General features: G+C 67.8%; 27 protein-coding genes. 18 read left to right on the top strand and 9 right to left on the bottom strand.

Annotation, left to right across the window (positions count from 1 at the left end; all coding sequences use genetic code 11):
- Nucleotides 1-391 precede the first annotated feature (391 nt).
- Nucleotides 392-1,042: a cholesterol catabolism transcriptional regulator KstR gene (kstR, locus tag BJ987_RS03410; protein WP_209884590.1), complete on the bottom strand. Its 651-nt coding sequence runs from the start codon at nt 1,040-1,042 to the stop codon at nt 392-394.
- A gap of 152 nt (nt 1,043-1,194) precedes the next feature.
- On the opposite strand from kstR, the gene BJ987_RS03405 reads away from it, so the two are divergent.
- From BJ987_RS03405 to BJ987_RS03380, 6 genes are read left to right on the top strand one after another with little or no spacing between them, the layout of a single operon-like run.
- The gene (locus BJ987_RS03405; protein WP_209884588.1) at nt 1,195-3,318 is read left to right on the top strand and encodes an acyl-CoA dehydrogenase family protein; all 2,124 of its coding nucleotides are present in this window, start codon (nt 1,195-1,197) and stop codon (nt 3,316-3,318) included.
- A gap of 16 nt (nt 3,319-3,334) precedes the next feature.
- On the top strand, nt 3,335-4,399 hold the full coding sequence (locus tag BJ987_RS03400; protein ID WP_209884586.1) for an acyl-CoA dehydrogenase family protein: 1,065 nt from the start codon (nt 3,335-3,337) through the stop codon (nt 4,397-4,399).
- On the top strand, nt 4,384-5,553 hold the full coding sequence (locus BJ987_RS03395) for an acyl-CoA dehydrogenase family protein (RefSeq protein WP_209884584.1): 1,170 nt from the start codon (nt 4,384-4,386) through the stop codon (nt 5,551-5,553). Before BJ987_RS03400 ends, BJ987_RS03395 begins: the two co-directional genes overlap by 16 nt.
- Before the next feature lie 18 nt (nt 5,554-5,571).
- Nucleotides 5,572-6,528, top strand: coding sequence for a bifunctional MaoC family dehydratase N-terminal/OB-fold nucleic acid binding domain-containing protein (locus tag BJ987_RS03390; protein ID WP_209884582.1), 957 nt, complete (start codon nt 5,572-5,574; stop codon nt 6,526-6,528).
- Nucleotides 6,525-6,935: a MaoC family dehydratase gene (locus tag BJ987_RS03385; protein WP_209884580.1), complete on the top strand. Its 411-nt coding sequence runs from the start codon at nt 6,525-6,527 to the stop codon at nt 6,933-6,935. The genes BJ987_RS03390 and BJ987_RS03385 overlap by 4 nt, the downstream gene beginning before the upstream one ends.
- A complete protein-coding gene (locus tag BJ987_RS03380; RefSeq protein WP_209884578.1) occupies nt 6,932-8,107 on the top strand; it encodes a lipid-transfer protein in 1,176 nt (391 codons plus the stop codon). The genes BJ987_RS03385 and BJ987_RS03380 overlap by 4 nt, the downstream gene beginning before the upstream one ends.
- Before the next feature lie 115 nt (nt 8,108-8,222).
- Here the strand turns inward: BJ987_RS03380 and BJ987_RS03375 are convergent, their stop codons facing one another.
- Nucleotides 8,223-9,293: an agmatine deiminase family protein gene (locus tag BJ987_RS03375; protein WP_209884576.1), complete on the bottom strand. Its 1,071-nt coding sequence runs from the start codon at nt 9,291-9,293 to the stop codon at nt 8,223-8,225.
- Nucleotides 9,294-9,477: 184 nt separating this feature from the next.
- On the opposite strand from BJ987_RS03375, the gene BJ987_RS03370 reads away from it, so the two are divergent.
- The 7 genes from BJ987_RS03370 to BJ987_RS03340 all read left to right on the top strand — a co-directional run bounded on the left by BJ987_RS03370 (nt 9,478) and on the right by BJ987_RS03340 (nt 15,256).
- Nucleotides 9,478-9,915 (top strand): NUDIX domain-containing protein, encoded by a 438-nt coding sequence (locus BJ987_RS03370; RefSeq protein WP_209884574.1) that lies wholly within the window; start codon nt 9,478-9,480, stop codon nt 9,913-9,915.
- Nucleotides 9,916-9,977: 62 nt separating this feature from the next.
- A complete protein-coding gene (gene zapE / locus BJ987_RS03365; RefSeq protein WP_209884572.1) occupies nt 9,978-10,964 on the top strand; it encodes a cell division protein ZapE in 987 nt (328 codons plus the stop codon).
- A 161-nt stretch (nt 10,965-11,125) separates the two neighbouring features.
- Nucleotides 11,126-12,040, top strand: coding sequence for a DUF4129 domain-containing protein (locus tag BJ987_RS03360; RefSeq protein WP_307869442.1), 915 nt, complete (start codon nt 11,126-11,128; stop codon nt 12,038-12,040).
- Entirely contained in the window at nt 12,037-12,531 is a 495-nt protein-coding gene (locus tag BJ987_RS03355; RefSeq protein ID WP_209884568.1) for a hypothetical protein, read from the top strand. Before BJ987_RS03360 ends, BJ987_RS03355 begins: the two co-directional genes overlap by 4 nt.
- A 21-nt stretch (nt 12,532-12,552) precedes the next feature.
- A complete protein-coding gene (locus tag BJ987_RS03350) occupies nt 12,553-13,530 on the top strand; it encodes an AAA family ATPase (protein ID WP_209884566.1) in 978 nt (325 codons plus the stop codon).
- Complete coding sequence (locus tag BJ987_RS03345; RefSeq protein ID WP_209884564.1) at nt 13,527-14,804, top strand: DUF58 domain-containing protein; 1,278 nt, start codon at nt 13,527-13,529, stop codon at nt 14,802-14,804. Before BJ987_RS03350 ends, BJ987_RS03345 begins: the two co-directional genes overlap by 4 nt.
- Complete coding sequence (locus tag BJ987_RS03340) at nt 14,801-15,256, top strand: hypothetical protein (RefSeq protein ID WP_209884562.1); 456 nt, start codon at nt 14,801-14,803, stop codon at nt 15,254-15,256. The genes BJ987_RS03345 and BJ987_RS03340 overlap by 4 nt, the downstream gene beginning before the upstream one ends.
- A gap of 4 nt (nt 15,257-15,260) precedes the next feature.
- On the opposite strand, the gene BJ987_RS03335 is transcribed toward BJ987_RS03340, so the two are convergent.
- Nucleotides 15,261-16,046 carry a hypothetical protein gene (locus tag BJ987_RS03335; protein ID WP_209884560.1) on the bottom strand — a complete coding sequence of 262 codons (786 nt, stop codon included), beginning with the start codon at nt 16,044-16,046 and terminating at the stop codon, nt 15,261-15,263.
- Between the two features lie 13 nt (nt 16,047-16,059).
- A complete protein-coding gene (locus BJ987_RS03330) occupies nt 16,060-16,353 on the bottom strand; it encodes a helix-turn-helix domain-containing protein (RefSeq protein WP_209884558.1) in 294 nt (97 codons plus the stop codon).
- 150 nt (nt 16,354-16,503) lie between these two features.
- Here BJ987_RS03330 and BJ987_RS03325 point away from each other — a divergent pair, with 150 nt between their 5' ends.
- Nucleotides 16,504-17,286, top strand: a complete 783-nt coding sequence (locus BJ987_RS03325; protein WP_209884556.1) for a hypothetical protein — start codon at nt 16,504-16,506, stop codon at nt 17,284-17,286.
- 55 nt (nt 17,287-17,341) lie between these two features.
- Here the strand turns inward: BJ987_RS03325 and chsH3 are convergent, their stop codons facing one another.
- A complete protein-coding gene (gene chsH3 / locus BJ987_RS03320) occupies nt 17,342-18,202 on the bottom strand; it encodes an enoyl-CoA hydratase ChsH3 (RefSeq protein ID WP_209884554.1) in 861 nt (286 codons plus the stop codon).
- Nucleotides 18,203-18,239: 37 nt separating this feature from the next.
- Nucleotides 18,240-19,922 (bottom strand): 3-oxosteroid 1-dehydrogenase, encoded by a 1,683-nt coding sequence (kstD, locus tag BJ987_RS03315; protein WP_209884552.1) that lies wholly within the window; start codon nt 19,920-19,922, stop codon nt 18,240-18,242.
- A gap of 105 nt (nt 19,923-20,027) precedes the next feature.
- Here kstD and BJ987_RS03310 point away from each other — a divergent pair, with 105 nt between their 5' ends.
- The 4 genes from BJ987_RS03310 to dmpG are packed head-to-tail and all read left to right on the top strand — an operon-like array spanning nt 20,028 to nt 24,451.
- Nucleotides 20,028-21,671: an FAD-binding protein gene (locus BJ987_RS03310; protein ID WP_209884550.1), complete on the top strand. Its 1,644-nt coding sequence runs from the start codon at nt 20,028-20,030 to the stop codon at nt 21,669-21,671.
- Nucleotide 21,672: 1 nt separating this feature from the next.
- A complete protein-coding gene (locus tag BJ987_RS03305) occupies nt 21,673-22,458 on the top strand; it encodes a 2-keto-4-pentenoate hydratase (RefSeq protein ID WP_209884548.1) in 786 nt (261 codons plus the stop codon).
- Between the two features lie 28 nt (nt 22,459-22,486).
- The gene (locus BJ987_RS03300) at nt 22,487-23,395 is read left to right on the top strand and encodes an acetaldehyde dehydrogenase (acetylating) (protein ID WP_209884546.1); all 909 of its coding nucleotides are present in this window, start codon (nt 22,487-22,489) and stop codon (nt 23,393-23,395) included.
- A gap of 9 nt (nt 23,396-23,404) precedes the next feature.
- Nucleotides 23,405-24,451, top strand: coding sequence for a 4-hydroxy-2-oxovalerate aldolase (dmpG, locus tag BJ987_RS03295; protein ID WP_209884544.1), 1,047 nt, complete (start codon nt 23,405-23,407; stop codon nt 24,449-24,451).
- Between the two features lie 106 nt (nt 24,452-24,557).
- Here the strand turns inward: dmpG and BJ987_RS03290 are convergent, their stop codons facing one another.
- From BJ987_RS03290 to BJ987_RS03280, 3 genes are read right to left on the bottom strand one after another with little or no spacing between them, the layout of a single operon-like run.
- Entirely contained in the window at nt 24,558-24,755 is a 198-nt protein-coding gene (locus BJ987_RS03290) for a DUF5615 family PIN-like protein (protein ID WP_209884542.1), read from the bottom strand.
- Nucleotides 24,752-24,985 carry a DUF433 domain-containing protein gene (locus tag BJ987_RS03285; protein ID WP_209884540.1) on the bottom strand — a complete coding sequence of 78 codons (234 nt, stop codon included), beginning with the start codon at nt 24,983-24,985 and terminating at the stop codon, nt 24,752-24,754. Before BJ987_RS03285 ends, BJ987_RS03290 begins: the two co-directional genes overlap by 4 nt.
- A gap of 4 nt (nt 24,986-24,989) precedes the next feature.
- A complete protein-coding gene (locus BJ987_RS03280; RefSeq protein WP_209884538.1) occupies nt 24,990-25,358 on the bottom strand; it encodes a YdeI/OmpD-associated family protein in 369 nt (122 codons plus the stop codon).
- Nucleotides 25,359-25,396 lie beyond the last annotated feature (38 nt).

Here is a 25,396-nt window from a genome sequence, read left to right as displayed (position 1 = left end):
GCATCCAACCTAGTGATCGGAGGAGTTAATACGGGGGCGGGCAGAACAATACTGTGTTGAATTTGCCGCACGGCAACGCGCCGGTGTGCGTGCGCAGGATTGCGTGTGCGGAGGCCGATATTCCCAGTTAACAAGCAGGTAACTCGCCGGTAACCGGCGACCGGCGCGGCTCGGGCCACGTTACCAAGATCGAGTGCGACCCCGCCGGTACAAGAATTACGGCGGTTCGGTGTTTTTGCCGGAAATGAGTCGCTCTGCTGGACATTATCGTTCGCGGGCTGGTTGCCGTTATGTGGTTCAGTCGGCATAAAACCACGGTAGCCCCGTGGCCGCACAGTTGTGGGCCCACGGGGCTACCGAACACGAACGAACCGGCGTCCAGAGGTGCTGGCTATTTCGCAGCCTGGTCGCCGAGCAGCAGATCGACGGTCAGTTCCAGCCGGTCTGTGACATCGGTCGCAGAAGCGCGGCGGGTGAGCCAGGCCACCAGATTCGACAGCCACACGTCACTGATGACGCGGGCGATGGCCAGCTGACGCTCGGTCGGTTCGCCGTCGTTCATGGCGCGCGCGAACACCCGATCCATCACTTTGCCGACCCGATCGACCTCCGCGGCCGCCGACGCGTCGGCGAACATGAAGGCGCGGGTCATGGCCTCGGTGAGCAGCGGGTCGCGCTGCATCATCCGGGTGATCGAGGTGAGCAGCAGGTGCATGCGCTCGCGGGGCGTCTCGCCGGCAAGCTGGCGGCGTTTGCCTTCGATCTGCTCGAACTCGCGCGAGAGCGCCGAGACCAGCAGGTGCACCTTGGAGGGGAAGTACCGGTACAGCGTGCCCACCGCGACGTCCGCGCGTTCGGCGACGGCGCGCATCTGCACCGCGTCGTATCCGCCCTTGGAGGCCAGTGCCAGCGTCGCGTCCAAGATCCGCTTGCGCCGTTCGCGCTGCGCTGCCGAACTCAGTTCGTCCTCGCTGAGAGTGGTCACCGTCGCGGGCCGCGCTGAGTTCGTGTCGGCGGCCTGCGATCGGGATGGACTGGCCATAGGTGAAAGTCCTTTCCTGAAACGTCGTTTCGTCGGCTGGCTGGCATGCGCGGTTGCGTCCGGTAGGAGGGTACGTCTCTTGACTTCCGCCGGGCTAGGATATTAGAACATGTTCTAGGTGTGGGAGTCACGCCGGAAAGGCGGTACGGAGTGTGACCATCGCCACCACTGACGAGCATAAAGCCGTTCAGGAGTCGATGCGTGGATGGGCCGGAACGGTGCGTCCAATTGCAACAATGCGAGACCAGGGCACGAACTTCTGGCACGCCTACTGGCCCGCGCTGGCCGACCTCGGGATCTTCCGGGTCGCGGTCGCCGAGGACGCGGGTGGCGCCGGTGGCACGGTGACCGACCTCGCCGTACTGGTGGAACAGGCGGCGCACGACCTGGTCGGCGGACCCGTCCTGACAACGGCTTTGGCGAATCTGGTCACCGCCGGCGCGCTCGACGAGAACATGCCGTGCGGGGTCGCGCTCGACCCGCCGAGTGTACTAGCCGCATCCGAGTCCGTGTTGCTGAACGGTGCCTGGAATTCGGTACTCGGCGCTGCCCCAGGCACTTCGGTGCTCCTGGGCGTGCGAACGCCGGAGGGACCGCGGTGGTGCCTGCTGCCCCCGGACGCCGAGGGGCTGCGGGTGGAAGCGCTGGCGCCACTCGACTCGAGCACGCCACTGGCCCGAGTGCACTGCGTCGATGTCCCGGTGCCCGCGGACCGGGTCTTCGACTCCCCGCACGACGTCGAGAATCTCGTCGTGGTGCTGGCCACCGCCGAACTCGCCGGGCTGGCGGGCTGGTGCCTGGAGACCGCGGTCGAATACGCCAAGGTGCGTGAGCAATTCGGCCGCAAAATCGGATCCTTTCAAGCGCTCAAACATATTTGCGCATGGATGCTGTGCCGGACCGAGTTGATTCGCGCGGTCGCCGCCGATGCCGCCGCGGCGACCGACGACGGTGGCGCGGAACTGCCGATCGCCGCCGCCATCGCCGCCGCGATCTCGCTGGACGCCGCCGTGGATACCGCGAAGGATTGTATTCAGGTGCTCGGCGGTATCGGATTCACCTGGGAGCACGACGCGCATTTCTATCTGCGCCGGGCTACCGCGCTGCGCGCGCTGCTCGGTGGTTCCGCGCGCTGGCGGGCCCGGGTGACCGAACTGACCCGGGCCGGACAACGCCGGACCACCGGGGCGGATCAGGTTTTCGCGGCAGTGGACGACGCTCCCGTGGCGGATTACGCCGCCGAGGTGGCCGCGATCGCCGCGCTGCCGGTGGAACAGCAGGGCCCCGCGATCGTCGAGGCCGGGCTGGCCATGCCGCACTGGCCCGCGCCCTACGGCCGCAGCGCCAATCCTATGACGGGCTTGGTGATTTCGGAGGAACTGCGCAAGCACGGCCTACAGCCGCCCGACCTGGCCGTCGCGGGCTGGGCCATCCCGACGCTGCTGCAGCACGGCACCCCGGAGCAGGTCGAGCGCTTCGCCTGGCCGACGCTGCGGGAGGAAGTCGTGTGGTGCCAGCTCTTCTCGGAGCCGGGCGCCGGCTCGGATCTGGCCGCGCTGCGGACCACCGCGAAACGGGTCGAGGGCGGCTGGGTGCTCAACGGGCAGAAGGTGTGGACTTCCCTTGGCGACAAGGCGAATTGGGGCATCTGCCTGGCCCGCACCGACCCCGACGCGCCCAAGCATCGAGGCATCAGCTACTTCCTCGTCGATATGCACAGCAACGGCGTCGACGTGCGGCCGATGAAGCAGATCACCGGTGAGGCGCGGTTCAGCGAGGTGTTCCTCGACGAGGTGTTCGTGCCGGAGGACTGCCTGGTCGGTGCGCTGAACAACGGCTGGAAGATCGCGCGGTCGACGCTGTCCGCGGAGCGGATCGCCATGGGCGGCAACGGCATCGGTCCGGTTCTCGAGGAACTGGTCGCCAAGCTGCCCGCCACCGGGCCGGGCGCGGAGTTGCACAACGATCGGCTGGGCGGGTTCGTCGCCGAGGCAATCGCCGGGTTGTTGCTGGAGCAGCGCGCTCTGGTCAAGACACTGGCGGGCGGCGATGCCGGAGCACAGAGCAGCGTGCGCAAGCTGGTCGGCGTGCGGCATCGGCAGGCGGTGGCCGAATTCGCGGTGGAGGCGGCCGGCGGCGCCGGCGCCCAGGACACCGATGTAGTCAAGGAATTCCTGCTCACCCGCTGTCTGTCGATTGCCGGAGGGACCGAGCAGATTCTGCTGACGGTCGCCGGCGAGCGGATTCTCGGCCTGCCGCGTGACGCGGACAGCTAGGCAACTGGAGATCACCATGGATTTCACCAGGGACGAAGGCCCCGACGCGGTAGCCGAAGTCGTCGTGAGTTTGCTGGAGCGGGAATCGGCGCGTGACTACACGTTGTGGCCGAGCCTGGTCGGCAGTGGACTGCCGGCGGTGGCGCTGCCGGAACGTTTCGGCGGCGACGACATGGGGCTACCGGAAATCTCGGTCCTGCTGACCGAACTCGCCACCGACGCGGTCGCGGTGCCCGCCCTGCCCACCTTCGGGTTCGCGTTGCTGCCGTTGATCGCCGCACTACCCGACAAGGTCGCCGACCGGGTGTTCCCGGCGGTGGCCGAGGGCGCGGTCCTGACCGCGGCGTTGAGCGAACCCGGCGCGCCGTTCGTGGTCGAGCCGGAGACGACCGCGGTGGTCGAGGGCGATACCGCGCGCATCACCGGGCACAAGGTCGCGGTGCCCTACGCCGCGGAAGCACGCTGGCTGCTGATTCCCACGAATTCCGGTCTGGCGCTGGTCGACTCGGATGCACCAGGACTGAGCCGGATCCCCTCGCCGGTGTCCGGCGGCATGCCGGAGTGCTCGGTACGGCTCGAGGAGGTGGCGATCCCGGTCGAGCAGTTGCTGCCCGGCGGCCTGGCCGACCTGCACCGCATCGCGGTGGCCTCGATCGGCTCCGTCGCGGACGGCCTGCTCAAGGGCGCGCTGGTGCTCACCGCCGAGCATCTGCGCACCCGGCACCAGTTCAACCGGCCGCTGGCCGAATTCCAAGCGGTCGCCCAGCAGATCGCCGACCTGTATGTCGTCTCGCGCACCCTGCACGTGGCCGCGGTGTCGGCGAATTGGGCGCTGGCGCAGCCGGATCCGAGTCCGCAGCACCAGGAGCGGATCGACGATGATCTGGAGGTACTGGCCTACACCGTGACCTCGGAACTGCCCGCGGCCATGCAGAAATGCCATCACCTGCACGGCGGCATCGGCGTCGACGTGACCCACCCGATGCACCGCTACTACTCACAGGCCAAGGACATCGCCCGCTGGCTCGGCGGCGCGTCGTTCCGACTCGACCGATTGGGGGCCAGATGTTCATCGACCTGACCACCGAGCAGCGCCGTCTGCGCGACGAATTACGTTCCTACTTCACCGGTCTCGTGACTCCCGAGGAGGAGGCGGAGATGCGGGTCAACCGGCACGGCGACGCCTACCGCGAGGTGGTCAAGCGTATGGGCCGGGACGGCTGGCTCGGGGTGGGCTGGCCGAAGGAGTACGGCGGTCAGGGTTTCGGCGCGGTCGAACAGCAGATCTTCTACAACGAGGCGGTGCGCGCGGATGTGCCGCTGCCGTTGGTGACGCTGCTGACCGTGGGCCCGACCCTGCAGACGTTCGGTACCCCCGAGCAGAAGCAGCGGTTCCTGCCCGGAATCCTGTCCGGTGACATCCATTTCGCGATCGGCTACTCCGAACCGGACGCCGGTACGGATCTGGCCGCGTTGCGCACCGCCGCGGTGCGCGACGCGAACGGTGACTGGATCGTCAACGGGCAGAAGACCTTCACCACCGGCGCGCACGAGGCCGACTACATCTGGCTGGCCTGCCGCACCGGATCGGTGGAATCCCGGCATCGGGGCATCACGATCTTGATCGTGGACACCAAGGATCCGGGCTACTCCTGGACGCCGATCATCACCTGCGACGGCGCGCACCACACCAACGCCACCTACTTCGACAACGTCCGCGTGCCCGCGAACATGCTTGTCGGAGAAGAGAACCGGGGTTGGAAACTCATCACCACCCAGCTCAATCACGAACGGGTGGGGCTGGGCCCGTCCGGCAAGATCGAGCAACTCTACGACCGGGTCCGGGACTGGGCCCAGCCGCGCGGCCTGCTCGGCAAGCCCGACGTGCAGCGCGCGCTCGGCCGCATCCACGCCATGACCCGGCTCAATGAACTGCTCAACTGGCAGGTCGCGGCGAAGGCGGAGAGCGCCGAGGCGGATCCGATGGGCGTGATCGCGGACGCGTCGGCCACCAAGGTCTATTCCACCGAGGCGGTGCAGGAGGCCGGACGGCTGGCCGAGGAGATCGTCGGCAGCTACGGCGACGCAGCCGATCCGGAGACCGCCGAACTGTTCACCTGGCTGGACCGGCGCACCAAGCAGAACCTGGTGATCACCTTCGGCGGCGGCGTCAACGAGATCATGCGTGAACTGGTCGCCACCGCCGGACTGAAGTTGCCGAAGGTACCCCGCTAACTATCCGAGGAGACCGGCGTGCCGGAAAGTATTGCACCGGAGTCGATCCAGGCCGCCGGTGAGAAGATCATCGCGGCGGGCGAGTGCGCGCCGCGCCTCGCCCGCGACCCGGTGAACCAGCCGATGATCAACAACTGGGTCGAGGCCATCGGCGACACCAACCCGATCTACGTCGACGAGGAAGCGGCCCGTGCGGCCGGCTTTCCGGGCATCGTGGCGCCGCCCGCCATGGCGCAGGTGTGGACCATGCTGGGGCTCAACGGGGTCCGGCCGGACGACGATCCGATGGTCGCGACCAACCAGATGCTCGACGACGCCGGGTTCACCTCGGTGGTCGGCACCAACTGTGAGCAGGTCTATCACCGCTACCTGCGGCCGGGGGAGCAGGTGCATGTCACCAGCAAGCTGGACGAGATCGTCGGGCCCAAGCGCACCGGCCTCGGCGAAGGCTGGTTCGTCACCTACCGCACCACGTGGTACGTCGGGGACGAGCTGGTCACCGAAATGCTGTTCCGGATCCTGAAGTTCGCGCCCGGCACCGGTAAATCCGCGCCGAAGCCGGACGCCGCGGGCGACGATCTCGCCGCACGCGTGCGGCCGACCGTGTCCAAGGATACCGAATTCTTCTGGGCCGGAACCAAACTCGGCGAACTGCGGATCCAGCGGCGGCCGGACGGCACCCTCCAGCACCCGCCGGTGCCCGCGCTGTGGCAGGACAAGGCGGAGCAGACGGACTATGTGGTGGCCTCCGGGCGCGGCACCGTCTTCAGTTTCGTCGTGCAGCACGCGCCCAAGGTCCCCGGCCGGCAGCTGCCCTATGTGGTGGCCCTGGTCGAACTCGAGGAGGGTGTGCGCATGCTCGGTGAGCTGCGCGGCATCGAGCCGGGTGCGGTCACGATCGGCCAGGCCGTCGAAGCCGGTTTCGACAAGCTCGACGACGAGAACACCGTGCCCTATTGGAAGGCCGTCCGATGACCGCGACTACTGGCGTAGAGGTAGGAACTGTCCTGCCCGAGTTGGTGATTCACGCCGATCCCACCTTCGTGATCAGCTCGGCGCTGGCGACCCGTGATTTCCAGGACGTGCACCACGACCGGGACAAGGCGGTCGAGCGCGGCTCCAAGGACATCTTCGTCAATATCCTCACCGATACCGGCCTGGTGCAGCGGTTCGTCACCGATTGGGCTGGTCCGCGCGCTGTCGTCAAGTCGATCGCGCTGCGGCTGGGTGTGCCGTTGTACGCCAACGACACCCTCACCCTGACCGGCGTCGTGACCGCGATCGAGGACGATGACATCACCATCGAGGTGATCGGTAAGGACAGCCTCGGCGACCACATCACGGCGAAAGCCGTTATCCACCTGCAGGAGGCGGGCCAGTGACGGGTCTGAGCCGCAAGGCCGCCATTGTCGGTATCGGCGCCACCGACTTCTCCAAGGACTCCGGGCGCAGCGAACTGCGCCTGGCCGCCGAAGCCGTCACCGCCGCCCTGGCCGACGCGGGCCTGACCCCCGCCGACGTGGACGGTCTCACCACCTTCACCATGGACACCAACACCCAGGCGGCCGTGGCGCGGGCGACGGGCATTCCCAGCCTGAAGTTCTTCTCCAACATCCCCTTCGGCGGCGGCGCGGCGGCGGCCACCGTCCAGCAGGCCGCGATGGCGGTGGCCACCGGCGTGGCGGAGGTCGTGGTGGCCTATCGCGCGTTCAACGAGCGCTCGGGAAACCGCTTCGGTCAGTTCGCGACTCACCTGGCGACCGGCAATCCGACCTCCTCGGGGGTGGACAACGCCTTCTCCTACACCCATGGTCTCGGCACCCCGGCCGCCCAGGTAGCCATGGTGGCGCGCCGCTATATGCACGTATCCGGTGCCACCAGTACGGATTTCGGTCGCGTCGCCGTCGCCGACCGCAAGCACGCCGCGGTCAATCCGGCCGCTCATTTCTACGGCAAGCCGATCACCCTGGAAGACCATCAGTCCTCCCGCTGGATCGCCGAACCCCTGCATCTGCTGGACTGCTGCCAGGAGACCGACGGCGGCGTCGCCATCGTCGTGACCAGCGCCGACCGGGCCAGGGACCTCGCGCACAAACCCGCTCTCATCGCGGGAGCCGCCCAGGGTTCCGGCGCGGACCAGTACGTCATGACCTCCTACTACCGCGACGCCATGACCGGCCTGCCGGAAATGGGGTTGGTCGGCGACCAGCTCTGGGCCCAAAGTGGTTTGCGCCCAGGCGATATGCAGGCCGCCATCCTCTATGACCACTTCACCCCGTTCGTCCTCATGCAACTGGAGGAACTCGGGTTCTGTGCGCGGGGTGAAGCCAAGGACTTCATCGCGGACGGCGCCATCGAGCTCGGCGGCAAGCTGCCGCTGAACACCCACGGCGGACAGCTGGGGGAGGCCTATATCCACGGTATGAACGGCATCGCCGAGGCGGTCCGCCAGATTCGCGGCAGCTCCGTGAACCAGGTCGGCGACCTCACGAACATCGTGGTCACCGCGGGCACCGGCGTACCGACCTCGGGCCTGGTGCTGACCGCCGACTAGTTTGCGCGGGGAGCGCTCTCGTCATCCCGGAGAATGCCGGGCACCAGCACAAGGCGTGGCGTCTGTGTCCCCTGGATCCCGGTGTTCGCCGGGATGACGAGAGCCGGCTCGCCGATCAGGCGGGCTGGTCGTGGGTGGCGCAATGGATACCGCCACCACCGGCGGCGATCTCATCGATGGAGACGGGCACGATATCGCGGTCCGGAAAGTGCTCACGCAGGATGCCACGCGCGCGGTCATCGGCCTGACGGTCACCGAACCGCGGGATGAAGACCGCGCCGTTGGCGATGTAGAAGTTCGCGTAGCTCGCGACGAAATCGTCTCCCGCGCCGGTGATCACGGACGGGTCGGGTGCGGGCAGATCGATGACCTCGAAGCGACGGCCGTGCGCGTCGGCGGCGGTGGCGAGCACCTGCCGCGCCTGATCGGCGGCACGCGACCAGGAGTCGGCCGGTGCGCCGGGAAAAGCGGTGTCCAGCAACACGACTCCGGGTGCGGCGAAACGTGCCAGGCAGTCGACGTGCGCGTCGGTGACGTCCGCGCCGCGCACCCCGTCGAACCAGATGACCTGCTCGACGCCCAGGGTGGCGCGCAGCTCGGCGTGCAGAACCTCGCGCGTCTTGCCCGGATTGCGATTCTCGTTGACCAGCGAGCTCTCGGTGACCAGCAGCGTGCCCTCGCCGTCGGTCTCCAAGGCCCCGCCCTCGGCTACGAAAGACGCGCGCACGCGCGGAATCCGGCAACGGGACAACAGTTCCCGGCCGACCAGTGCGTCATCGCCGTGCGGCTGCTTGGCGCCCCAGCCGTTGAAGTTCAGGTCGACACCGGCTACGCCACCGGTTTCGCGCACGAATACCGGGATGGTGTCACGGGCCCAGAGATCGTCGACCGCGAGCGGGAGCACGTGCACTCCGCTGCCGCACGCGCGCTGCGCCGCGTCCGCCTGTTCGGGGCGGGCCAGCATGACCACGGCTTCGTAGTAGGCGATGGCGCGCGCGAGTTCCGCTATGTTCCAGCGCACCTCGTCGAGGTAGCCGTCCCAGATATCGTCGCGAGCGGGCCAGCACATGAACGTGCGGGTGTGCGGCTCCCATTCGGCGCAGAAGCGGCGGCCGAGGCCGGTGGGTTCGGGCAGGGCGGGGGTTAAGGTGGGTGAGAACGAACCGCGGGACATGAGCTTCTCCATCTCGGTGTCTGCTTGGCGGTGCTCGCTACGCCCTGCGTGGTTACGCTGCGCTACCTCCTTCGGGCGCTGAGCTCATACCGCGAATGGCTCCGACGATCTGCTATGCGGGTGACTCTAGCCCGGCGGCCGCCCAGCTCCGCGTTTCCGCCGGAGTCCCCGCGCGTTCCGATGTGAGAGGAGTGCGATGACCACCCGGCACCTCGTGGATGTGCACGTGCTGCTGATCCGCGACGGACGGTTACTGCTGAGCAAGCGTCGCGGCGAGGACGAGTTCGATGGGCTGTGGCATCTGCCCGCGGGAAAACTGGAACTGGGCGAGCCGGCCACCGCGGCGGCCGCGCGGGAAGCGCTGGAGGAGATCGGCGTCGTCATCGACCCGGTGGATCTGCGTCACATCCACACCGCTCACGTGGTCGGTCCCGGGCGGGAGGCACGGCTCGGCCTGTTCTTCGAGACGCGCCGCTGGACCGGGCAGCCGGTCAATCGCGAGCCGGATAAATCCTATGGGCTGCAATGGTTTCCGCTCGACCGGCTGCCGGAATCGGAGATCATCGCCTATCCCATGGCCGGGATTCGGGCTCGTCGCACCGGCGCGACCTACAGCGAACGCGGCTGGCACTGAGCCGTTGTGGACACGGTCACCATCCCTGTCCGCCGGCTGCGGTGATCCGCTACAGCTGAGTGATGAACATCGAGTGGGACGCCGACCAGTCCCGGGCGCTGGCGCGGTTGTCGGAGCTGGTGGATCGGCACGGCCGACCGGCCGAACGCGGCCGGGGCGTCTATCTGCACGGCCGTCCCGGCCGGGGCAAGACCATGGTGATGGATCGCTTCTACGCGTCAGTGCGCTCGGACCGTAAGCGGCGCTTCCACTTCCACGATTTCTTCGCGCGTTTGCACGCGGCGGCACATGACTTCCGCTCGATCGACAAAGGCATCGATCGGCTGCTCGGCGGGGCGCGGCTGGTGTGCTTCGACGAATTCCACGTGCACGACATCGGCGACGCCATGCTCATCGCCCGCTTGCTCGACGCGCTGTTCGCGCGGCACATCGTGCTGGTGGTCACCTCCAACTACCCGCCCGGGGACTTGCTGCCTAATCCGCTGTTTCACGATCGATTCGAGCCGACGATCGCGCGCATCGTCGAGCACCTGGACGTGCTGTCCGTCGACGGCCCGATCGACTACCGCACCCGGGCGACGCACGACCGGAAGCAGGGTTTCGGGTCGGGGCACTATGTGGTCGGTGAGCCGAGCGTGGTCGAGGGCGGCGGCGCGCAACCGGTGCGGGACCGTGCGGTCGAAGTCAGTATCGGCCCGCGCACTGTGCGGGCCCGCGCCGTCGATGGTGGGACGGTCGCGTTCGAATTCGCAGCGCTCTGTGGCATCGCGACCTCGGCGGCCGACTACGTCGAACTAGCTCGCCGTTTCCAGCACTGGACACTGTGCTCGGTGCCGCCGCTGCGCGAAGTGCCCGCCGACTGGGTGATGCGCTTCGTCAATCTCGTAGACGTGCTGTACGACGCGGATCTGGCGCTGACGATGTTCGCCCGGGTGCCGCTCGCGGAGCTGGGCGCGCAGGTCGTCGTGGTCCCGGACCTGGCGCGCACGCTCAGCCGCCTTGGTGAGCTTTCACAAATTTCGGCTGTCCCAGTCGGGCAATATCCGTAGTCTGAAAGTAGCAAACCCCAATATCGATCCGGCGGTTAGTAATTCGAACTCGCCGATTCGCCTCCGAGCGGACCATCCGGCATGTAACTATGTGCCTGTTTCAGGCTGTTCGAAGAACTGGTGGTTACGGGGTGGTCCGTGCGCGCACGCCGATAGTACGCGTGATCGTTGTGATCACGCTGCTCGTGCTGGCCGCCCTCGCGCTGCGTGGCTACATCCCCGGCGCGGGCACGCCCGACGCCGGGCGGTCGGTCCCGAACGCGGTGGCCGTGGCGCTGATGCCGGTACTGCTCACCGTGTCGGTGGTGATCCTGCTGGCGGGGGTGATCGCCAGCCAGCACCGGCTGCCGCTGTCCATGCCGGAGCCGGATCGCGCTACCGAGCGCGGGAATTGGCGGCTCGGCCGGATCGGACTGCTCGTGCTGGCGGTGCTGGCGGCGTCCGGGCTGTTGGTCGCGGTATCCACGGCGGTGTTCTATCTCGGCGTCGGACCCGCGACGGAACCGGCGGAATCGGTGCCGCCCGCGCAGACCACCGCGCCGACCGAGCACGCCCCCACGAACCTGCCCGATCCCGATTCGGCTCCGGCGGCCCTGACCGGAACAGCGCTGCTGCTGGCCATCCTGGCCGCAGGCGTCCTGATCGCGGTGGCGTTGGCGGGTTTGGTAGTGGTCGCCGTGACCTCGCGGCGCAAACTCCCGGACGCTCCGCTCCCGGTGACCACCGTGCCCGCCACCCCGGCGGACACGCTGGCCCGCGCCGCCGAAATGGGCTTGGCCGCGATGAATGCCCCGGGCCAGGACGCCCGCACCGCGATCATCGCCTGCTATCTGGCGATGGAACGCGGACTCGCTTTCGACCGCGCCGCCGCGCCCCTGGCCTCGGACACGCCGATGGAGGTGCTGGCCCGCGCGTTCGAGCACGGCGCGCTGCACGACGCGTCGGCCCGCGAACTCGTCGCGCTCTTCGAGGAAGCGCGGTTCAGCCCGCACGACATGCTGGAGTGGCAGCGCTTGCGGGCCGAACAACTGCTCCGGATCGTGCTGGCCGACCTGCAGGGGGAGGTGATGGCATGAACAGAACCGCCTGGGTGGTGACCGCGATCCTCGCCGTGCTCGGGTTCGAGGCATTCGCGCTCGGGAAAGCGCGCGGCGCACTGCCGGCGCTCGCCGGAATTCCGGTGCTGCTGTTGCTGATCTACCTGATCTGGCAGCTGCGGGACCGCACGCCGGACGCCGACCACGGTCCCGGCGACATCGACAACGGCCCCGCGGAGATGCTGCAGCGCTGGCAGGCCCGCGCCCAGATGCTGGCCGACCGCGCCGACGGTACCCGCGCCGACTGGGACCGGCACCTGCGGCCGCTGCTGGCCAAGGAATTCGAACTATCGGCCGGAATGCGGGTCGCCAAGAACCGCAAGGCCATCGAAGCCGCCGGGAAGCACCAGTTCGGCGCCGAACTCTGGCGCTGGGTGGATCCGGCGAATTCGGCGCTGCGCGATCAGACGACGCCGGCACCTGGACGGGCGGCGCTGGACGAGATCCTGCGCCGGCTGCAGCGAATGTGAGATTGGGTTGAGGTTGAGGTTATGACGATGCCGATGGACCTGACGGTCCAGCGCAGCGAGGCGATACTGCGGGAACTGTCCCGGGTCATCGTCGGCAAGCGCGACGAGATGCAGCTGATCATGATCGCCGTGCTGTCCGGCGGCCATGTCCTGATCGAGGATCTACCCGGGCTCGGTAAGACGCTCATCGCCCGATCCTTCAGCGCGGCATTGGGTTTGCAATTTACCCGGGTGCAGTTCACGCCCGACCTGCTACCCGCCGACCTGCTCGGCTCCACCATCTACGACATGAATTCGGGCCGCTTCAACTTCCGGCGCGGGCCGGTGTTCACCAATGTGCTGCTGGCCGACGAGATCAACCGGACCCCGCCCAAGACGCAGGCCGCGCTGCTGGAGGCGATGGCCGAGGGACAGGTCAGCATCGACGGCGAAACATACCCGCTGCCTGAGCCTTTCATCGTGCTGGCCACCGACAATCCGATCGAGTACGAGGGCACCTACCCGCTGCCCGAGGCGCAGCTGGACCGGTTCGCGATGCAACTGCGGCTGGGGTATCTGTCCGAGGCCGACGAAACCCAGATGATCCGGCGGCGGCTGGAACGCGGCGCGGTGCAGCCGCAGGTGGGCCAGGTGGTGGACGCCCAGGGGCTGATGGAGATGCGGCAGTCGGTCGAATTCGTGACCGTGCATCCGGATGTGGTGAGTTACGTGGTCGCGCTGGCCGCGGCGACGCGCGGGCATCCGCAGGTGGAGGTCGGCGCGAGCCCGCGGGCGGAATTGGATCTGGTGCAGATGTCCCGGGCGCGTGCGTTGCTGCTCGGCCGCGACTACGTCATCCCGGAAGACGTGAAGGCCCTGGCGATTCCGGCGATGGCGCACCGGATCACGCTGCGGCCGGAGATGTGGGTGCGGCGCATCCGCGGCGAGGACGTCATCTCCGAACTGCTGCGGCGTCTTCCGGTCCCGCGCGCCGCCGCGCCCGCCCACCCCGCCCCATGAGACACCGCGACGCTACCGCCACGATCGACGCCGAATTACGGTGGCGCCCAGCGCCGCTGGTGTACATGCTGGCGATCTGCGCGGCGGCGGCCCTGTCCGGCGCGGTGCTGCTCGGCCGGTGGCAGCTGGTCGTGTTCGCGTCCCCACTGCTCGGCGTGCTCGCGACCGCGCCATGGCAGCTCTCGCGCACCAGGATTCAAATCGACGGTGGCGGCACGCTGCGCTGCTTCGAGACCGAGGAAGTGGTGCTCACCGTCGCGGCGTTCGTCGACAGCGGGCACGCGCTGCTGCGGATGAAGCCCATCGCGGCGCCGGGACTGGGCATCGCGATCGAGGAGGCCAGTGATTCCGGGGCGGCGCCCGCCGGGCTGCGACTGGCGCTCACCGCCGACCGGTGGGGGCGCTACCCGGCCGCGGTGCGGGTTTCCGCGCTCAGCCCGGCGGGGCTCGCCGTCGCCACCGCGGTGCTGCCGGCGGGGCAGCTCTACGTCTATCCGATCGCCGATCCGCAACTGATGGGATTGCCGCGCACCGAGTTTCCGGAACGACTCGGCACCCACCTCACCCGCAAGCACGGTCCCGGCGTGGAGTACGCCGACATTCGCGCCTACGCGCCAGGTGATCAGCTGCGGACGGTGAACTGGCCGGTCAGCGCGCGCCGGGGGCGGTTGTACGTGACCGAGCGACTGACCAACCGGTCCGCGGATGTCGTGGTCTTGGTGGACACTTCGGAGCAGGCGCCGGGGCCGGCCACCGATTCGCTGGAGCTTTCGGTGCGCGGTGCTGCCCAGGTGGTGCAATCCACCCTGCAAGCCGGTGATCGCACGGCCGTCGTCTGCCTCGGGCAGTCGCCGCGCTGGCTGCGCCCCGATATCGGCCGCCGCCAGTTCTACCGCATCGTCGACGCCGTCCTCGGCGTCGGCGACGAGCACATACCCACCACCGGCACCCTGGCGCCGCATGCCGCGGTTCCGCTGGGCGCCATCGTCGTCGCGTTCTCCACGCTGCTCGACACCCAGTTCGCGCTGGCGTTGATCGATCTGCGCAAACGCGGCCACGTCGTCGTGGTCATAGATGTGCTGCGCGGCAACCCGTTCCGCGACGGCCTGGACGAAACCCTCTCCCGCATGTGGCAATTGGAACGTTCCTCGATGTATCGCGATATGGGCACCGTCGGCGTGGACATCGTCGCCTGGCCCGAAGGTGCCCGGCTGGACCAGGTCATGCGCCTCATCCCCGAACACCGCCGCCGCGCCACCCGGGTGCGCCGATGACCAGATTCCTGGCTGTCCTCGCCGGACTGCTGCTCATCCTCGCGGTCGCGTTGCTGAACCCCTGGGCCGCCGTCCCCGCCTTCGTCCTGGTCGCCGCCGGCTGGTGGTTCCGTACCGCCGCCGTGGTCGCCGTACTGCTGGCGGCCGGGGTGCTGGCCTTCGCCGATCCGGGCGTATTGTCCGCCGCCGCAGCGGGATTGGTCGCCACGACCTACCTGCTCAACACGGCCACCGTCACCGCCCCGGCCGGGGTGGTCCCGACGACTGTCCCGTCGGTCGCGGGTGCGGCCCTGTTCACCGCCTGCGCGGTAGCCGCCGCCCTCGTACCGCTGCACCTGGCCTGGGCCCCCATCGCCGCCCCGATCCTGGTAATCCTGCTGTACACCATGGTAATTCAGGGCGTGGCGATGCGCCGCCGCGAAACCGAGGACGACGCCCGCCCTGCGGCGTAACCGGTCACCAGCCGCCCTCGACGAGAGTCAGCAACCCTGCTTCCGGTTCTGCCGCGTTACCCGTATTCGCCACTGCCACAACGATCATGCCGAGCGTCAGCAGCACGGTCAGCGCTCCGAACGACCCGAACACGAGCCGGGCACGGCCCTCGCTCGTCATCGCGAACCGCGCCCACCAAAGCACACCCAACCCGAGCGACACGACCGCCACCGCCACCGATTCCACCGCCATCGCCGCGTGATACCGCGCGAAACCGCTGACCATCGTGTCGAGCGCAGGCGGATGCGACCCGCCCGAATGCAACAGCCGCCCAATCTGTTCGAGCACGCCCGCCACCTCGCCCCCACCATCGGTCAGCATCGGAAACAGCGAGGCGAACGGCGCGATCGCTCCCTGAACATTGGCCAGCACCAACAGCAGCGAGAACAACGCCGCCCCCGTGATCGCGATCCCGCCCGCCGCGGAACCGAAACCACCATCCCGAAAGTACCTCCGCCACAACAGAACTGCAATCACGACCAGCACAAACAACAAGATCGTCGCAAGCACTGCCTTGACCACGTGATAGCGGAACCAGTAGTCGACAACAGCGTCCATGGCCGGGCTGAACCCCCGATCGCCAGAACCCCAGTACTCGACAAACGCCCCTCGAAACGCCTCCCGAACTTCCGCCTCCCCGCTGAACCCACCCGCACCCCACCCGGCCACCACCCGCGGCGCGACAACGAACCCCACCCCCAAAACCCCCGCCAACCCGACAAGCACCCCCACCACGCGACCGCTCAGCACAACCCCACCGTAACTACGCCACCCGCGGCCTGACCTCCACCACCAGCTCAGCATCCAAAGCGGAAGCGAGCCGTTCGAGAACCCGCAGGCTCGGAATCGTCCCCCCGCCCTCGAATCGCGCCACCGCGGACTGAGTCATCCCCGCCGCGTCGGCCAGCCCGGACTGACTCCATCCCCGCTGCTCGCGCATCTGCCGGATCGTCCGGCCCAGTTCATAAGCCAAGCGCGCCGCCTCATACGCCTCCTCGGCCCCCGGTTCCCCCATCCGGCGATCCCGGATTTCCGCCCAGTCACTTCGCTCAGACATCGCTCTCGTCCTCCTCGGCTGTGTGCTGTTCCACCACGCACCGCTGCAGTGCCAGTCGCGCCCGTCCGCCCGCTCGTCCCGCTCACCGATCACCCGCTGCCGCGCATTGTCGTAGCCTCGATCTGCTGTCCGCAGGAGGGGAGAAGTGGGATGGAATCGAGCGTGGGCGTGCACGATCTGGTGATCGCACGCTATACCGAGTCGTTGGACTGGGTGCTGGATGTGCCCGAGATGTATCGGGTGCACATTTATGACAAGGGGGCGGGGCCGGTGTCGGCGGCGGTGCGTGCGCGGGCGGAAACGTTTGTCTCGCTGCGGAATGCGGGGCGCGAGTCGGATACCTATCTGACTCACATGCTCGAATACGGTCCGGGGGCGGGGGAGTTCACCGTGCTCAGTCAGGGGGATCCGTTCGAGCACAGTCCGGATTTCTTGAAGTTGCTGGCGGAGCCGGAGGGCTGGTCCGATGTGCAGCCGCTGTCGTGGTGCTGGAAGGAGCAGATAGGGTACCCGCCTGCGGCGCTGCTGACGCCCGAACAGTCCCTCGTCCCTGGTCTGCGCGTGCGTCCGGAATTGTTCTCGCTCAGTACGTTTCAGCCGCTGGAGTGGGTCGACAGCGGGGCGGAGGGTATCGGTCGGGGGTATCGGGAGTTGCATCGTCTGGCCGAGGGCGTCAACATGTGCGCGCATTTTCTGGATATGTGCGAGCTGCCGGATATCGCCGAATCCGCCGAGCGGCACCTGGTCGGACGGCACAGTTACGGCGCGATTCTGGCGGTGCGGAATCATCTGATCGAGAAGGTCCCCGAGCGGGCGCTGGTGCGGCTGCGCCAGGCGGCTTTCGGCTCGACCGTCCACGGCTACTTCTGTGAACGCCTGTGGATGCATATCTTCGGCGAGGATTTCCTGTTCCCCGCGCGGGCGCCCGGATAGCGGAACGGGCCGCGAGCGGTGGAAACCACCGGTCGCGGCCCGATCGAGGCGGGAACTAACGGAACCGCAGGACGACATCCCCCAGCACCGGTGCGTCATCACGTTCCACGGCCGAGGCCGCGATCACCAATTCGCCCGCCCCCAGCCAGATTCGGGTGCGGATGGTCTCGCCCGGGTACAGCACTCCGGCGAAGCGGGCGCGGAAGCTCTGCACGCGGGTGGCGTCGGAGTCGAGGACGGTGTCGGTGGCGGTCTTGAGCACCAGGCCGTAGGTGCACAGCCCGTGCAGGATCGGGTTGGGAAAACCCGCGGCACGGGCGAATTCGGGATCGGAGTGCAGCGGGTTGCGGTCGCCGCACATGCGGTACAGCAGCGCCTGCTGCGGCAGGGTCGGTGTGCGGACGTCGAAATCGGGTGCGCGGTCCGGTGTTTCGGACTTGGTGCTGGGTCCGCGTTCGCCGCCGAAACCGCCCTCGCCCTTGGCGAAGATGGAGGATCGGGCCGTCCACAGGGGTTCGCCGTCCGAACCGGTGACGGTGTCCTCGCGCCAGATCACCGCCGCCGAGCCCTTGTCCCAGATATCGGTGACGCGTCCGACGGTGGTGGCCTTGCCCGCGGCCGGGATCGGGCGGTGCACCGTGATCTCCTGGCTGCCGTGCACCACCTTGGCCAGATCGATGTCGATACCGGTGAATTGGACCTTGGGCGGATCGGTTTCGTGGAAGGTCGGCGCGACCGTCGCGAACGAGGGCAGCACCTGCGGGTCCTGGTCGCGCAGGTAGCGCAGTTCGGCGGGCTCGGTCCAGCGCGCGCCGGCGCCGAGGGCGAGGTTGTAGTGCTGCACGTCGCTGGGTGACCAGGCGAATTCGCGGCCGGTGATCTCCGCGCCGAGTGCGGCGTTCAGATCGATGGGCATCAAAACTCCTTGGGGATGCTTGGGGACAATCCTGCGACTACGCCTGTTTGCGTTCGACGATGTCCTTGACGGCAAGGTAGCCGAAGGTGATCGCGGGGCCGATGGTCGCGCCGGGACCGGCGTAGGTGTGGCCCATCACCGGCGAGGAGCAGTTACCGGAGGCGTACAGGCCCTCGATGACGGTGTTGTCCTCACGCAGCACCCGCCCCGCGGTATCGGTGACGAGTCCGCCCTTGGTGCCGAGGTCGCCGGGCACGATCTTGGCCGCGTAGAACGGGCCCTGCACCAGCGCGGCCAGGCACGGGTTCGGCTTCACGGTCGGGTCGCCGTAGTACCGGTCGTAGTGGCTGTTGCCGCGACCGAAGTCCTCGTCCTTGCCGGTCGCCGCGAAGCCGTTGAACCGCTCGACGGTCGCGCCGAGATTCTCGGCCGGCACGCCGATCTTGGTCGCCAGTTCCGCGAGGGTGTCCGCCTTGACGATGTAGTCGTTTTCCATCCAGCGGGACGGAATCCGCTGGCCCGGCTGCAACCCGGCGAATATGTAGCGGTTGCGGTAGCGCTGGTCGAACACCAGCCAGGCGGGGATGTTCTCGCCCGGCCCCGCGCCCTGCCCGTATTCGCCGCCGTACATGGTGTGCACGGCCTCGACGTAAGGAGCGGACTCATTCCCGAATCGCTTGCCGTCGGCGTTGATCATGATGGTGCCGGGCAGGTTGCGCTCGGCCAGGGCGAACCAGGGCTTTCCGCCCTTGAAGATGGTCGGCCCCCACCACGCGTCCTCCATGAAGGCGACCGAACCGCCGGCTTCCATGCCCGCGACGATCCCGTCGCCGGTGTTGGCGGCCGCGCCGGTGGTCCACTCGGTGGTGATGGGCTGGCGCTGGTATTTGGTGCGCATTTCGGCGTTGTGCTCGAAGCCGCCGCTGCCGAGGACCACGCCGTAGCGCGCGGTGAAGGTGACGGTCTCGCCGTCCTGGGTGGCCTCGACGCCGGTCACGGCCCCGTCCCGCACGATCAGCTTGGTCATCGGAGTGTTCAGCAGCACCGGCACATTCGCGTCCATGAGCCCCTTGCGCATGGCGGCGATGATGGCCTGGCCCATGCCGAGGATGTGCTTGCCGGTCCACTTGGCCAGGTAGGTGCGCGCGCCGACCCGCATGGCGCGCGCAATGCCCTTGGGGTGCCGCCTGATCAGATTGAGGCGCACGAAGTCCGCTTGCATCACAACGACATTCAGCGGCGCTTTGGCGTACGGCGGTTCCAGGTTGGCCAGTTCCTTGCCGAGTACCTTGGCGTTGAACGGCCTCGGTTCGGACGAACGGCCTTCGGCCAGTCCGCCGGGCGCCTCCGGGTAGTAGTCGGAGTAGCCGGGCACCCACTTCATCTTCAGCGGCGTGTGGTCGAGCACGAAGTCGAACGCCTCGGCGCCACGGTCGATATAGGTGTCGATGCGCTCCTTGGGCACCACATCGCCGATGATGCTGTGCAGGTAGGTGCGTGCCGCTTCCCGGTCGTCGGGGCGGCCCGAGGCTTGCAGCGCCTTGTTGCCGGGAATCCATACGCCGCCGCCGGAACGGGCCGTGGACCCGCCGTAGTGCGCGGCCTTCTCGATGATCACCACTTTGAGCCCGTGGTGCGCGGCGGTGAGCGCGGCGGTCATGCCGGCAGCCCCGCTGCCGACCACCACGACGTCGTATTCCCGATCAGTCATGTAGAACACGTTATAGAATGAACGCGCCTTTGGTCTATGTTGAGTGGCAGAAGACCTACTTGGCGTACCACCTGCCGAGAAACTCGTTTCAGTTTCAGATCCGGAGCTCAGTACATGGAATGGGACCTCACCGCCGACGTCGTCGTCGTCGGATACGGAGCCGCCGGTGCGGCCGCCGCGCTGGAAGCCACGGCCGCGGGCGCGCAGGTGCTCGTGCTGGAGCGCTTCGCCGGCGGCGGCGCCTCGTCGATCTCCGGCGGGATCATCTACGCCGGTGGTGGGACCTCGGTGCAGCAGGCCGGCGGCGTCAGCGACACCCCCGAACAAATGCTCGCATACCTGGAGCGCGAGGTCGGCGACGCCGTGAAACCGGATACGCTGCGGCGCTTCGTGGACGAGAGCCCGGCCATGATCGAGTGGCTGAAGGGCCATGGCGTGCCGTTCGAGGCGTCGCTGTGCCCATACAAGACCTCCTATCCGAACGACAGCTACTACCTCTACTACTCCGGCAGCGAGGTGTCAGGTTTCGGGCGCGACGTCGCCGAGCCCAAGCAGCGCGGGCACCGGGTCAAGGGCAAGGGCATCTCCGGCCGCATGCTCACCGGCCCGCTCGCGGCCTCGGCCGCGCGGCGCGGGGTACGCGTGGAAACCCTCACGCAGGTCACCCGATTGATCACCGATGACAACGGTGCGGTCGTCGGCGCGGAATGCCGGACGCTGCGCGACGCACCCGGCTCGATCCGGGAGCGATACACCAGGCTGGCGAAGATGGCGGCCAACCCCGGCATCTACTACCCGCCGCTGCGCAAGATGCTGGAACGGCGGCTGGCCCGGCTGCAGCGCCGATACAGCACGGTGATTCGGGTGCGTGCCCGCCGCGGCATCGTGGTCAGCGCCGGTGGTTTCATCGCCGATCGCGCCATGGTGGCCGAGCACGGCCCGCAGTTCCGCAACGGTCTGTGCCTGGGCACCAGCGGGGACGACGGCAGCGGAATCCGGATGGCGCGCCAGGTGGGCGCCGCCACCGACCGGATGGGCAATATCTCCGCGTGGCGATTCATCCTGCCGCCCAGCGCTTTCACCGGTTCGGTACTGGTCGATGCCAAGGGGCGGCGGGTGATCGACGAAACCCGCTACGGCGCGGCCGTCGGCGGCAAACTGATCGCCGAGCACGACGGCTTGGGCTGGTTGCTCGTCGACGACATCCTGATGCGCACCGCCATCGCGCAGATCGGCAGCCAGGGCACCTGGTTCCAGCGCGCCCAATTCGAGGTGATGCGGCGAGGCGCGGTGCGGGAGAACAGCATCGAAGCCGCCGCGTTGAAAGCGGGGATCGATCCGGCGGGGCTGCGCGCGACGGTGAACGAGCACAACGCCGCCATCGCCGAGGGCCGCCCGGATCCGGTGGGCAAGCCCGCCGAATTCACCAAATCCATCCGCAGCGGTCCGTTCTGGTTGTTGGATGTGGGCATCAAGCCCAGCCTCATGAACCCGTGCCCGATGCTCACCCTCGGCGGCGTCGTCGTCGACGAGGGCACCGGCGCGGTCAAATCCGGAGCCGGACACGATATTCCGGGCCTGTACGCGGCGGGACGCACCGCCGTGGGCATCTGCTCGGACTCCTACGTCAGCGGCCTGTCCCTGGCCGACTGCATCTTCTCCGGCCGGCGCGCGGGCGCGCACGCGGCCGCGTCCACCACTGAGCTCACCCACCCCGCCGGCCTCGCCGGCCGCCATCCCCGAGCGGAAGGAAACTAGCGTGCTGTCCGATGCGGTACGAATCCAATTGGCCGACGAACTCGAAGTCGCCGAACGCGATCGGGTGGCCATCGACCCGCTGGTGACGCGGTACTCCGAGATCGACGTGGTCGACTCCTACGAGATCCAGCTGATCAACATCCGGCGCAAGCTGGCGGGCGGCGCGAAAGTCGTGGGGCACAAGGTCGGCCTGTCCTCGCTGGCCATGCAGCAGATGATGGGCGTGGACGAGCCCGACTACGGTCACCTGCTCGACGACATGGAGGTGTTCGAGGACAAGCCGGTCGAAGCGAACCGCTACCTGTTCCCGCGGGTGGAGGTCGAGGTCGGATTCGTGCTCGGCGCGGACCTGCCCGGCGAAGACTGCACGGAGGCGGACGTGCTGGCGGCCACCGTCGCCTACGCGCCCGCGATCGAACTGATCGACTCGCGGATCAAGGACTGGAAAATCGGTCTCTGCGACACGATTTCGGACAATGCGTCCTCCGCGGGGTGGGTGCTCGGCCCGGAACGTGTGGCGCCCGGCGGAATCGACATCAAGGCGATCGACGCGGTACTGACCAAGAACGGCGCGGTGGTGGCCGAAGGTCGCAGCGACGCCGTGCTCGGTGACCCCGTCATCGCGGTGGCTTGGCTGGCCCGCAAGGTCGCCTCGTTCGGGGTGCGGCTGAAGGCCGGCGACATCGTGCTGCCCGGCTCCTGCACCCGCGCCATCGACGCCCACCCGGGTGACAGCTTCCACGCCGAGTTCGCGGGACTCGGTTCCGTCCGTCTGCGTTTCAGCTGACACCGATCTCACCGAGTAGGAGAAAGTCGTGACTGCCAATAAAGTCACCGCGGCCATCGTCGGCTCCGGCAATATCAGCACCGATCTGCTGTACAAGCTGCTGCGGTCCGAGCACATCGAACCGCGCTGGATGATCGGTATCGATCCGGATTCCGAGGGGCTGAAGCGGGCTCGGGGGCTCGGTCTGGAAACCTCCGCCGAAGGGGCGGACTGGCTGCTGGCGCTGCCGGAGAAGCCGGACCTGCTGTTCGAGGCCACCTCCGCGTACGTGCACCGGGCGTACGCGCCGAAATACGAGGCCGCGGGCATCCGCGCCGTCGACCTCACCCCGGCCGCGGTCGGTCCGGCCGTGATCCCGCCGGTCAACCTGGAATCGCTGGCCGACGCTCCGAACGTCAACATGATCACCTGCGGTGGGCAGGCGACGATCCCCATGGTCGCGGCCGTATCCCGGGTCGTCCCAGTGGAATACGCGGAGATCGTGGCGTCGGTGTCCTCGGTGTCGGCCGGTCCGGGTACCCGCGCCAATATCGACGAATTCACCAAGACCACCTCCAAGGGGGTGGAGACCATCGGCGGGGCCAAGCGTGGCAAGGCCATCATCATCCTGAACCCGGCCGAACCGCCGATGATCATGCGCGACACCATCTTCTGCGCCATCCCCGAGGACGCCGACCGCGACGCCATCGCCGAATCCATTCACACCATGGAGAAGTCGATCCAGGAGTACGTGCCCGGCTACCGGCTGCTGAACGAACCGCAGTTCGACGACCCGTCGCTGGTTTCCGGTGGCATGGCGAAGGTTTCGATCTTCGTCGAGGTCGAAGGCGCGGGCGACTTCCTGCCGCCCTACGCGGGCAACCTCGACATCATGACCGCCGCCGCCACCCGCGTCGGCGAAGTACTGGCCAACCAAATCCTTTCGGCTCGGGTGTAAGGAGTTCCGATGACCAACTTGCTGAAGCCCTACTCGGGCGAGCTCGATGTGCGCGTCACCGACACCTCGCTGCGGGACGGATCGCATCACAAGCGCCACCAGTTCACCGTGCGGGAGGTGCGGGACATCGTCACCGCGCTCGACGCGTCCGGTGTGCCGGTCATCGAAGTCACCCACGGTGACGGGCTCGGTGGTTCCTCGTTCAATTACGGGTTCTCCAAAACCCCGGAGCAGGAATTGATCAAGGCCGCGGCGGAGTCCGCCAAGCAGGCCAAGATCGCTTTTCTCATGCTGCCCGGTGTCGGCGTCAAGGAAGACATCAAGATCTCCCAGGACAACGGCGGCTCCATCTGCCGCATCGCCACCCACTGCACCGAGGCCGACGTCTCCATCCAGCACTTCGGCCTGGCCCGCGACCTGGGTCTGGAAACCGTGGGCTTCTTGATGATGGCGCACAGCACCACTCCGGAGAAACTCGCCAAGCAGGCCCGCATCATGGCCGACGCGGGCTGCCAGTGCGTTTACGTGGTCGACTCCGCCGGAGCGCTCGTGCTCGAGCAGGTCACCGACCGCGTCGCGGCGCTGGTCGCCGAACTCGGGGACGACGCCCAGGTCGGTTTCCACGGCCACGAGAACCTCGGCCTCGCCGTCGCCAACTCGGTCTATGCCGTCCGCGCCGGCGCGACCCAGATCGACGGCAGCGCACGCCGTTTCGGCGCGGGCGCCGGCAATCTCCCGGTCGAAGCCTTCATCGGCGTCTGCGACAAGCTCGGCATCAAGACCGGCGTCGACTTCTTCGCCGTCACCGACGCCGCCGAAGACGTCGTCCGCCCCGCCATGCCCGCGGAATGCCTGCTCGACCGCCAGGCTCTGATGATGGGCTACGCGGGCGTCTACTCCTCATTCCTGCGCCACGCCGAACGCCAAGCCGAACGCTACGGCGTCTCCGCCGCCGAAATGCTCGTCCGCGCCGGCCAGCGCAAACTCGTCGGCGGCCAGGAAGACCAGCTCATCGACATCGCCCTGGAACTCCAGCGCGAGAAGGCTTCGGCCTGATCTTATGAGCTCGAAGGGTCGCGTCCGGTCACCAAACCGCGCGTGACCCTTCTGCTCGATTGCACCGCTGTCGAACGGCCCAGCTAGCGGATTTCCGGTCGGTGCTTCACTGGGTCGACCTTGTGAAGAAATCGTTGTCTTTGGTGACCACGATTCGTCCGTCCCGATCCGCCAGTTCGGCGATCGCGCCGTCGGGTGTCCGGTTCCCGAGATCGAGTTCTGAGGTGTGGACCACGTCGTGACCAGCTTCGGCGAGGAAGGTAGCCAGCTTGCGCGGAAGTTGCGCGTCGACGAGGAACTTCACGCCGCGTCGAAGGGGATCGTCGTCTTCCGGGCTGTCACGAGGGCAGCGTATTCGAGGGCAGCGAGAATGTCTTCGTGTTCGAGGTCTGGGTAGTCCTCGAGAATTTCCATGCTACTCATGCCCGCCGCGAGGAGCTCCAGGAGCATCTCAACGGGGTAGCGCAGGCCACGGACGACAGGCTTGCCGTGACAGATGTCGGGCTCCGAGGTGATGCGACCGAGGTGGGACACGTGCTCAGTTTACCCAGCGGCCGTCGACTTTGGCCTTTTCTATCGCGGCGAAGCCGGCGGGTCGCATGCGCCCGGCGGCGATCAGGGCTTCGGCCTTGGCGATGTTGAGGGCGGACCAGGGGCTGCGGCGGGTGCGGGGGGAGTAGCGCTGGAGGTAGTAGTCGGGGGAGTGGGTGCGGCGGACGCTGTCGATCCAGCCGTAGCAGAGGGCACCGTCGAGGGTTTCGGTGATGGTGGGGGATTGTTCGCGGGAGTTCTTCTTCGCGATCAGGATCCAGACCTCGGGGGCGGTGGCGTGGTTGGCGGCGAGCCAGGATTCCCATTCGGCGGCGGTGGTGCAGGTGAGGACGGGGGTGCCGTTGAGCTGTTCCATGGGTCCAGCATGACCGGTTAAGTGCTCACCGAATGAGC

The organism is Nocardia goodfellowii, assembly GCF_017875645.1.
Taxonomy (GTDB): Bacteria; Actinomycetota; Actinomycetes; order Mycobacteriales; family Mycobacteriaceae; genus Nocardia; species Nocardia goodfellowii.
This window is presented reverse-complemented; position numbering and strand designations above follow the sequence as displayed.

Excerpts from the sequence above, each read along its gene's own strand:
- kstR (WP_209884590.1), bottom strand. The coding sequence starts at position 1,042 with ATGGCCAGTCCATCCCGATCGCAGGCCGCCGACACGAACTCAGCGCGG.
- BJ987_RS03400 (WP_209884586.1), top strand. The coding sequence starts at position 3,335 with ATGGATTTCACCAGGGACGAAGGCCCCGACGCGGTAGCCGAAGTCGTC.
- BJ987_RS03395 (WP_209884584.1), top strand. The coding sequence starts at position 4,384 with ATGTTCATCGACCTGACCACCGAGCAGCGCCGTCTGCGCGACGAATTA.
- BJ987_RS03385 (WP_209884580.1), top strand. The coding sequence starts at position 6,525 with ATGACCGCGACTACTGGCGTAGAGGTAGGAACTGTCCTGCCCGAGTTG.
- BJ987_RS03375 (WP_209884576.1), bottom strand. The coding sequence starts at position 9,293 with ATGGAGAAGCTCATGTCCCGCGGTTCGTTCTCACCCACCTTAACCCCC.
- BJ987_RS03370 (WP_209884574.1), top strand. The coding sequence starts at position 9,478 with ATGACCACCCGGCACCTCGTGGATGTGCACGTGCTGCTGATCCGCGAC.
- zapE (WP_209884572.1), top strand. The coding sequence starts at position 9,978 with ATGAACATCGAGTGGGACGCCGACCAGTCCCGGGCGCTGGCGCGGTTG.
- BJ987_RS03355 (WP_209884568.1), top strand. The coding sequence starts at position 12,037 with ATGAACAGAACCGCCTGGGTGGTGACCGCGATCCTCGCCGTGCTCGGG.
- BJ987_RS03350 (WP_209884566.1), top strand. The coding sequence starts at position 12,553 with ATGACGATGCCGATGGACCTGACGGTCCAGCGCAGCGAGGCGATACTG.
- BJ987_RS03345 (WP_209884564.1), top strand. The coding sequence starts at position 13,527 with ATGAGACACCGCGACGCTACCGCCACGATCGACGCCGAATTACGGTGG.
- BJ987_RS03340 (WP_209884562.1), top strand. The coding sequence starts at position 14,801 with ATGACCAGATTCCTGGCTGTCCTCGCCGGACTGCTGCTCATCCTCGCG.
- BJ987_RS03330 (WP_209884558.1), bottom strand. The coding sequence starts at position 16,353 with ATGTCTGAGCGAAGTGACTGGGCGGAAATCCGGGATCGCCGGATGGGG.
- BJ987_RS03325 (WP_209884556.1), top strand. The coding sequence starts at position 16,504 with ATGGAATCGAGCGTGGGCGTGCACGATCTGGTGATCGCACGCTATACC.
- chsH3 (WP_209884554.1), bottom strand. The coding sequence starts at position 18,202 with ATGCCCATCGATCTGAACGCCGCACTCGGCGCGGAGATCACCGGCCGC.
- BJ987_RS03310 (WP_209884550.1), top strand. The coding sequence starts at position 20,028 with ATGGAATGGGACCTCACCGCCGACGTCGTCGTCGTCGGATACGGAGCC.
- dmpG (WP_209884544.1), top strand. The coding sequence starts at position 23,405 with ATGACCAACTTGCTGAAGCCCTACTCGGGCGAGCTCGATGTGCGCGTC.
- BJ987_RS03280 (WP_209884538.1), bottom strand. The coding sequence starts at position 25,358 with ATGGAACAGCTCAACGGCACCCCCGTCCTCACCTGCACCACCGCCGCC.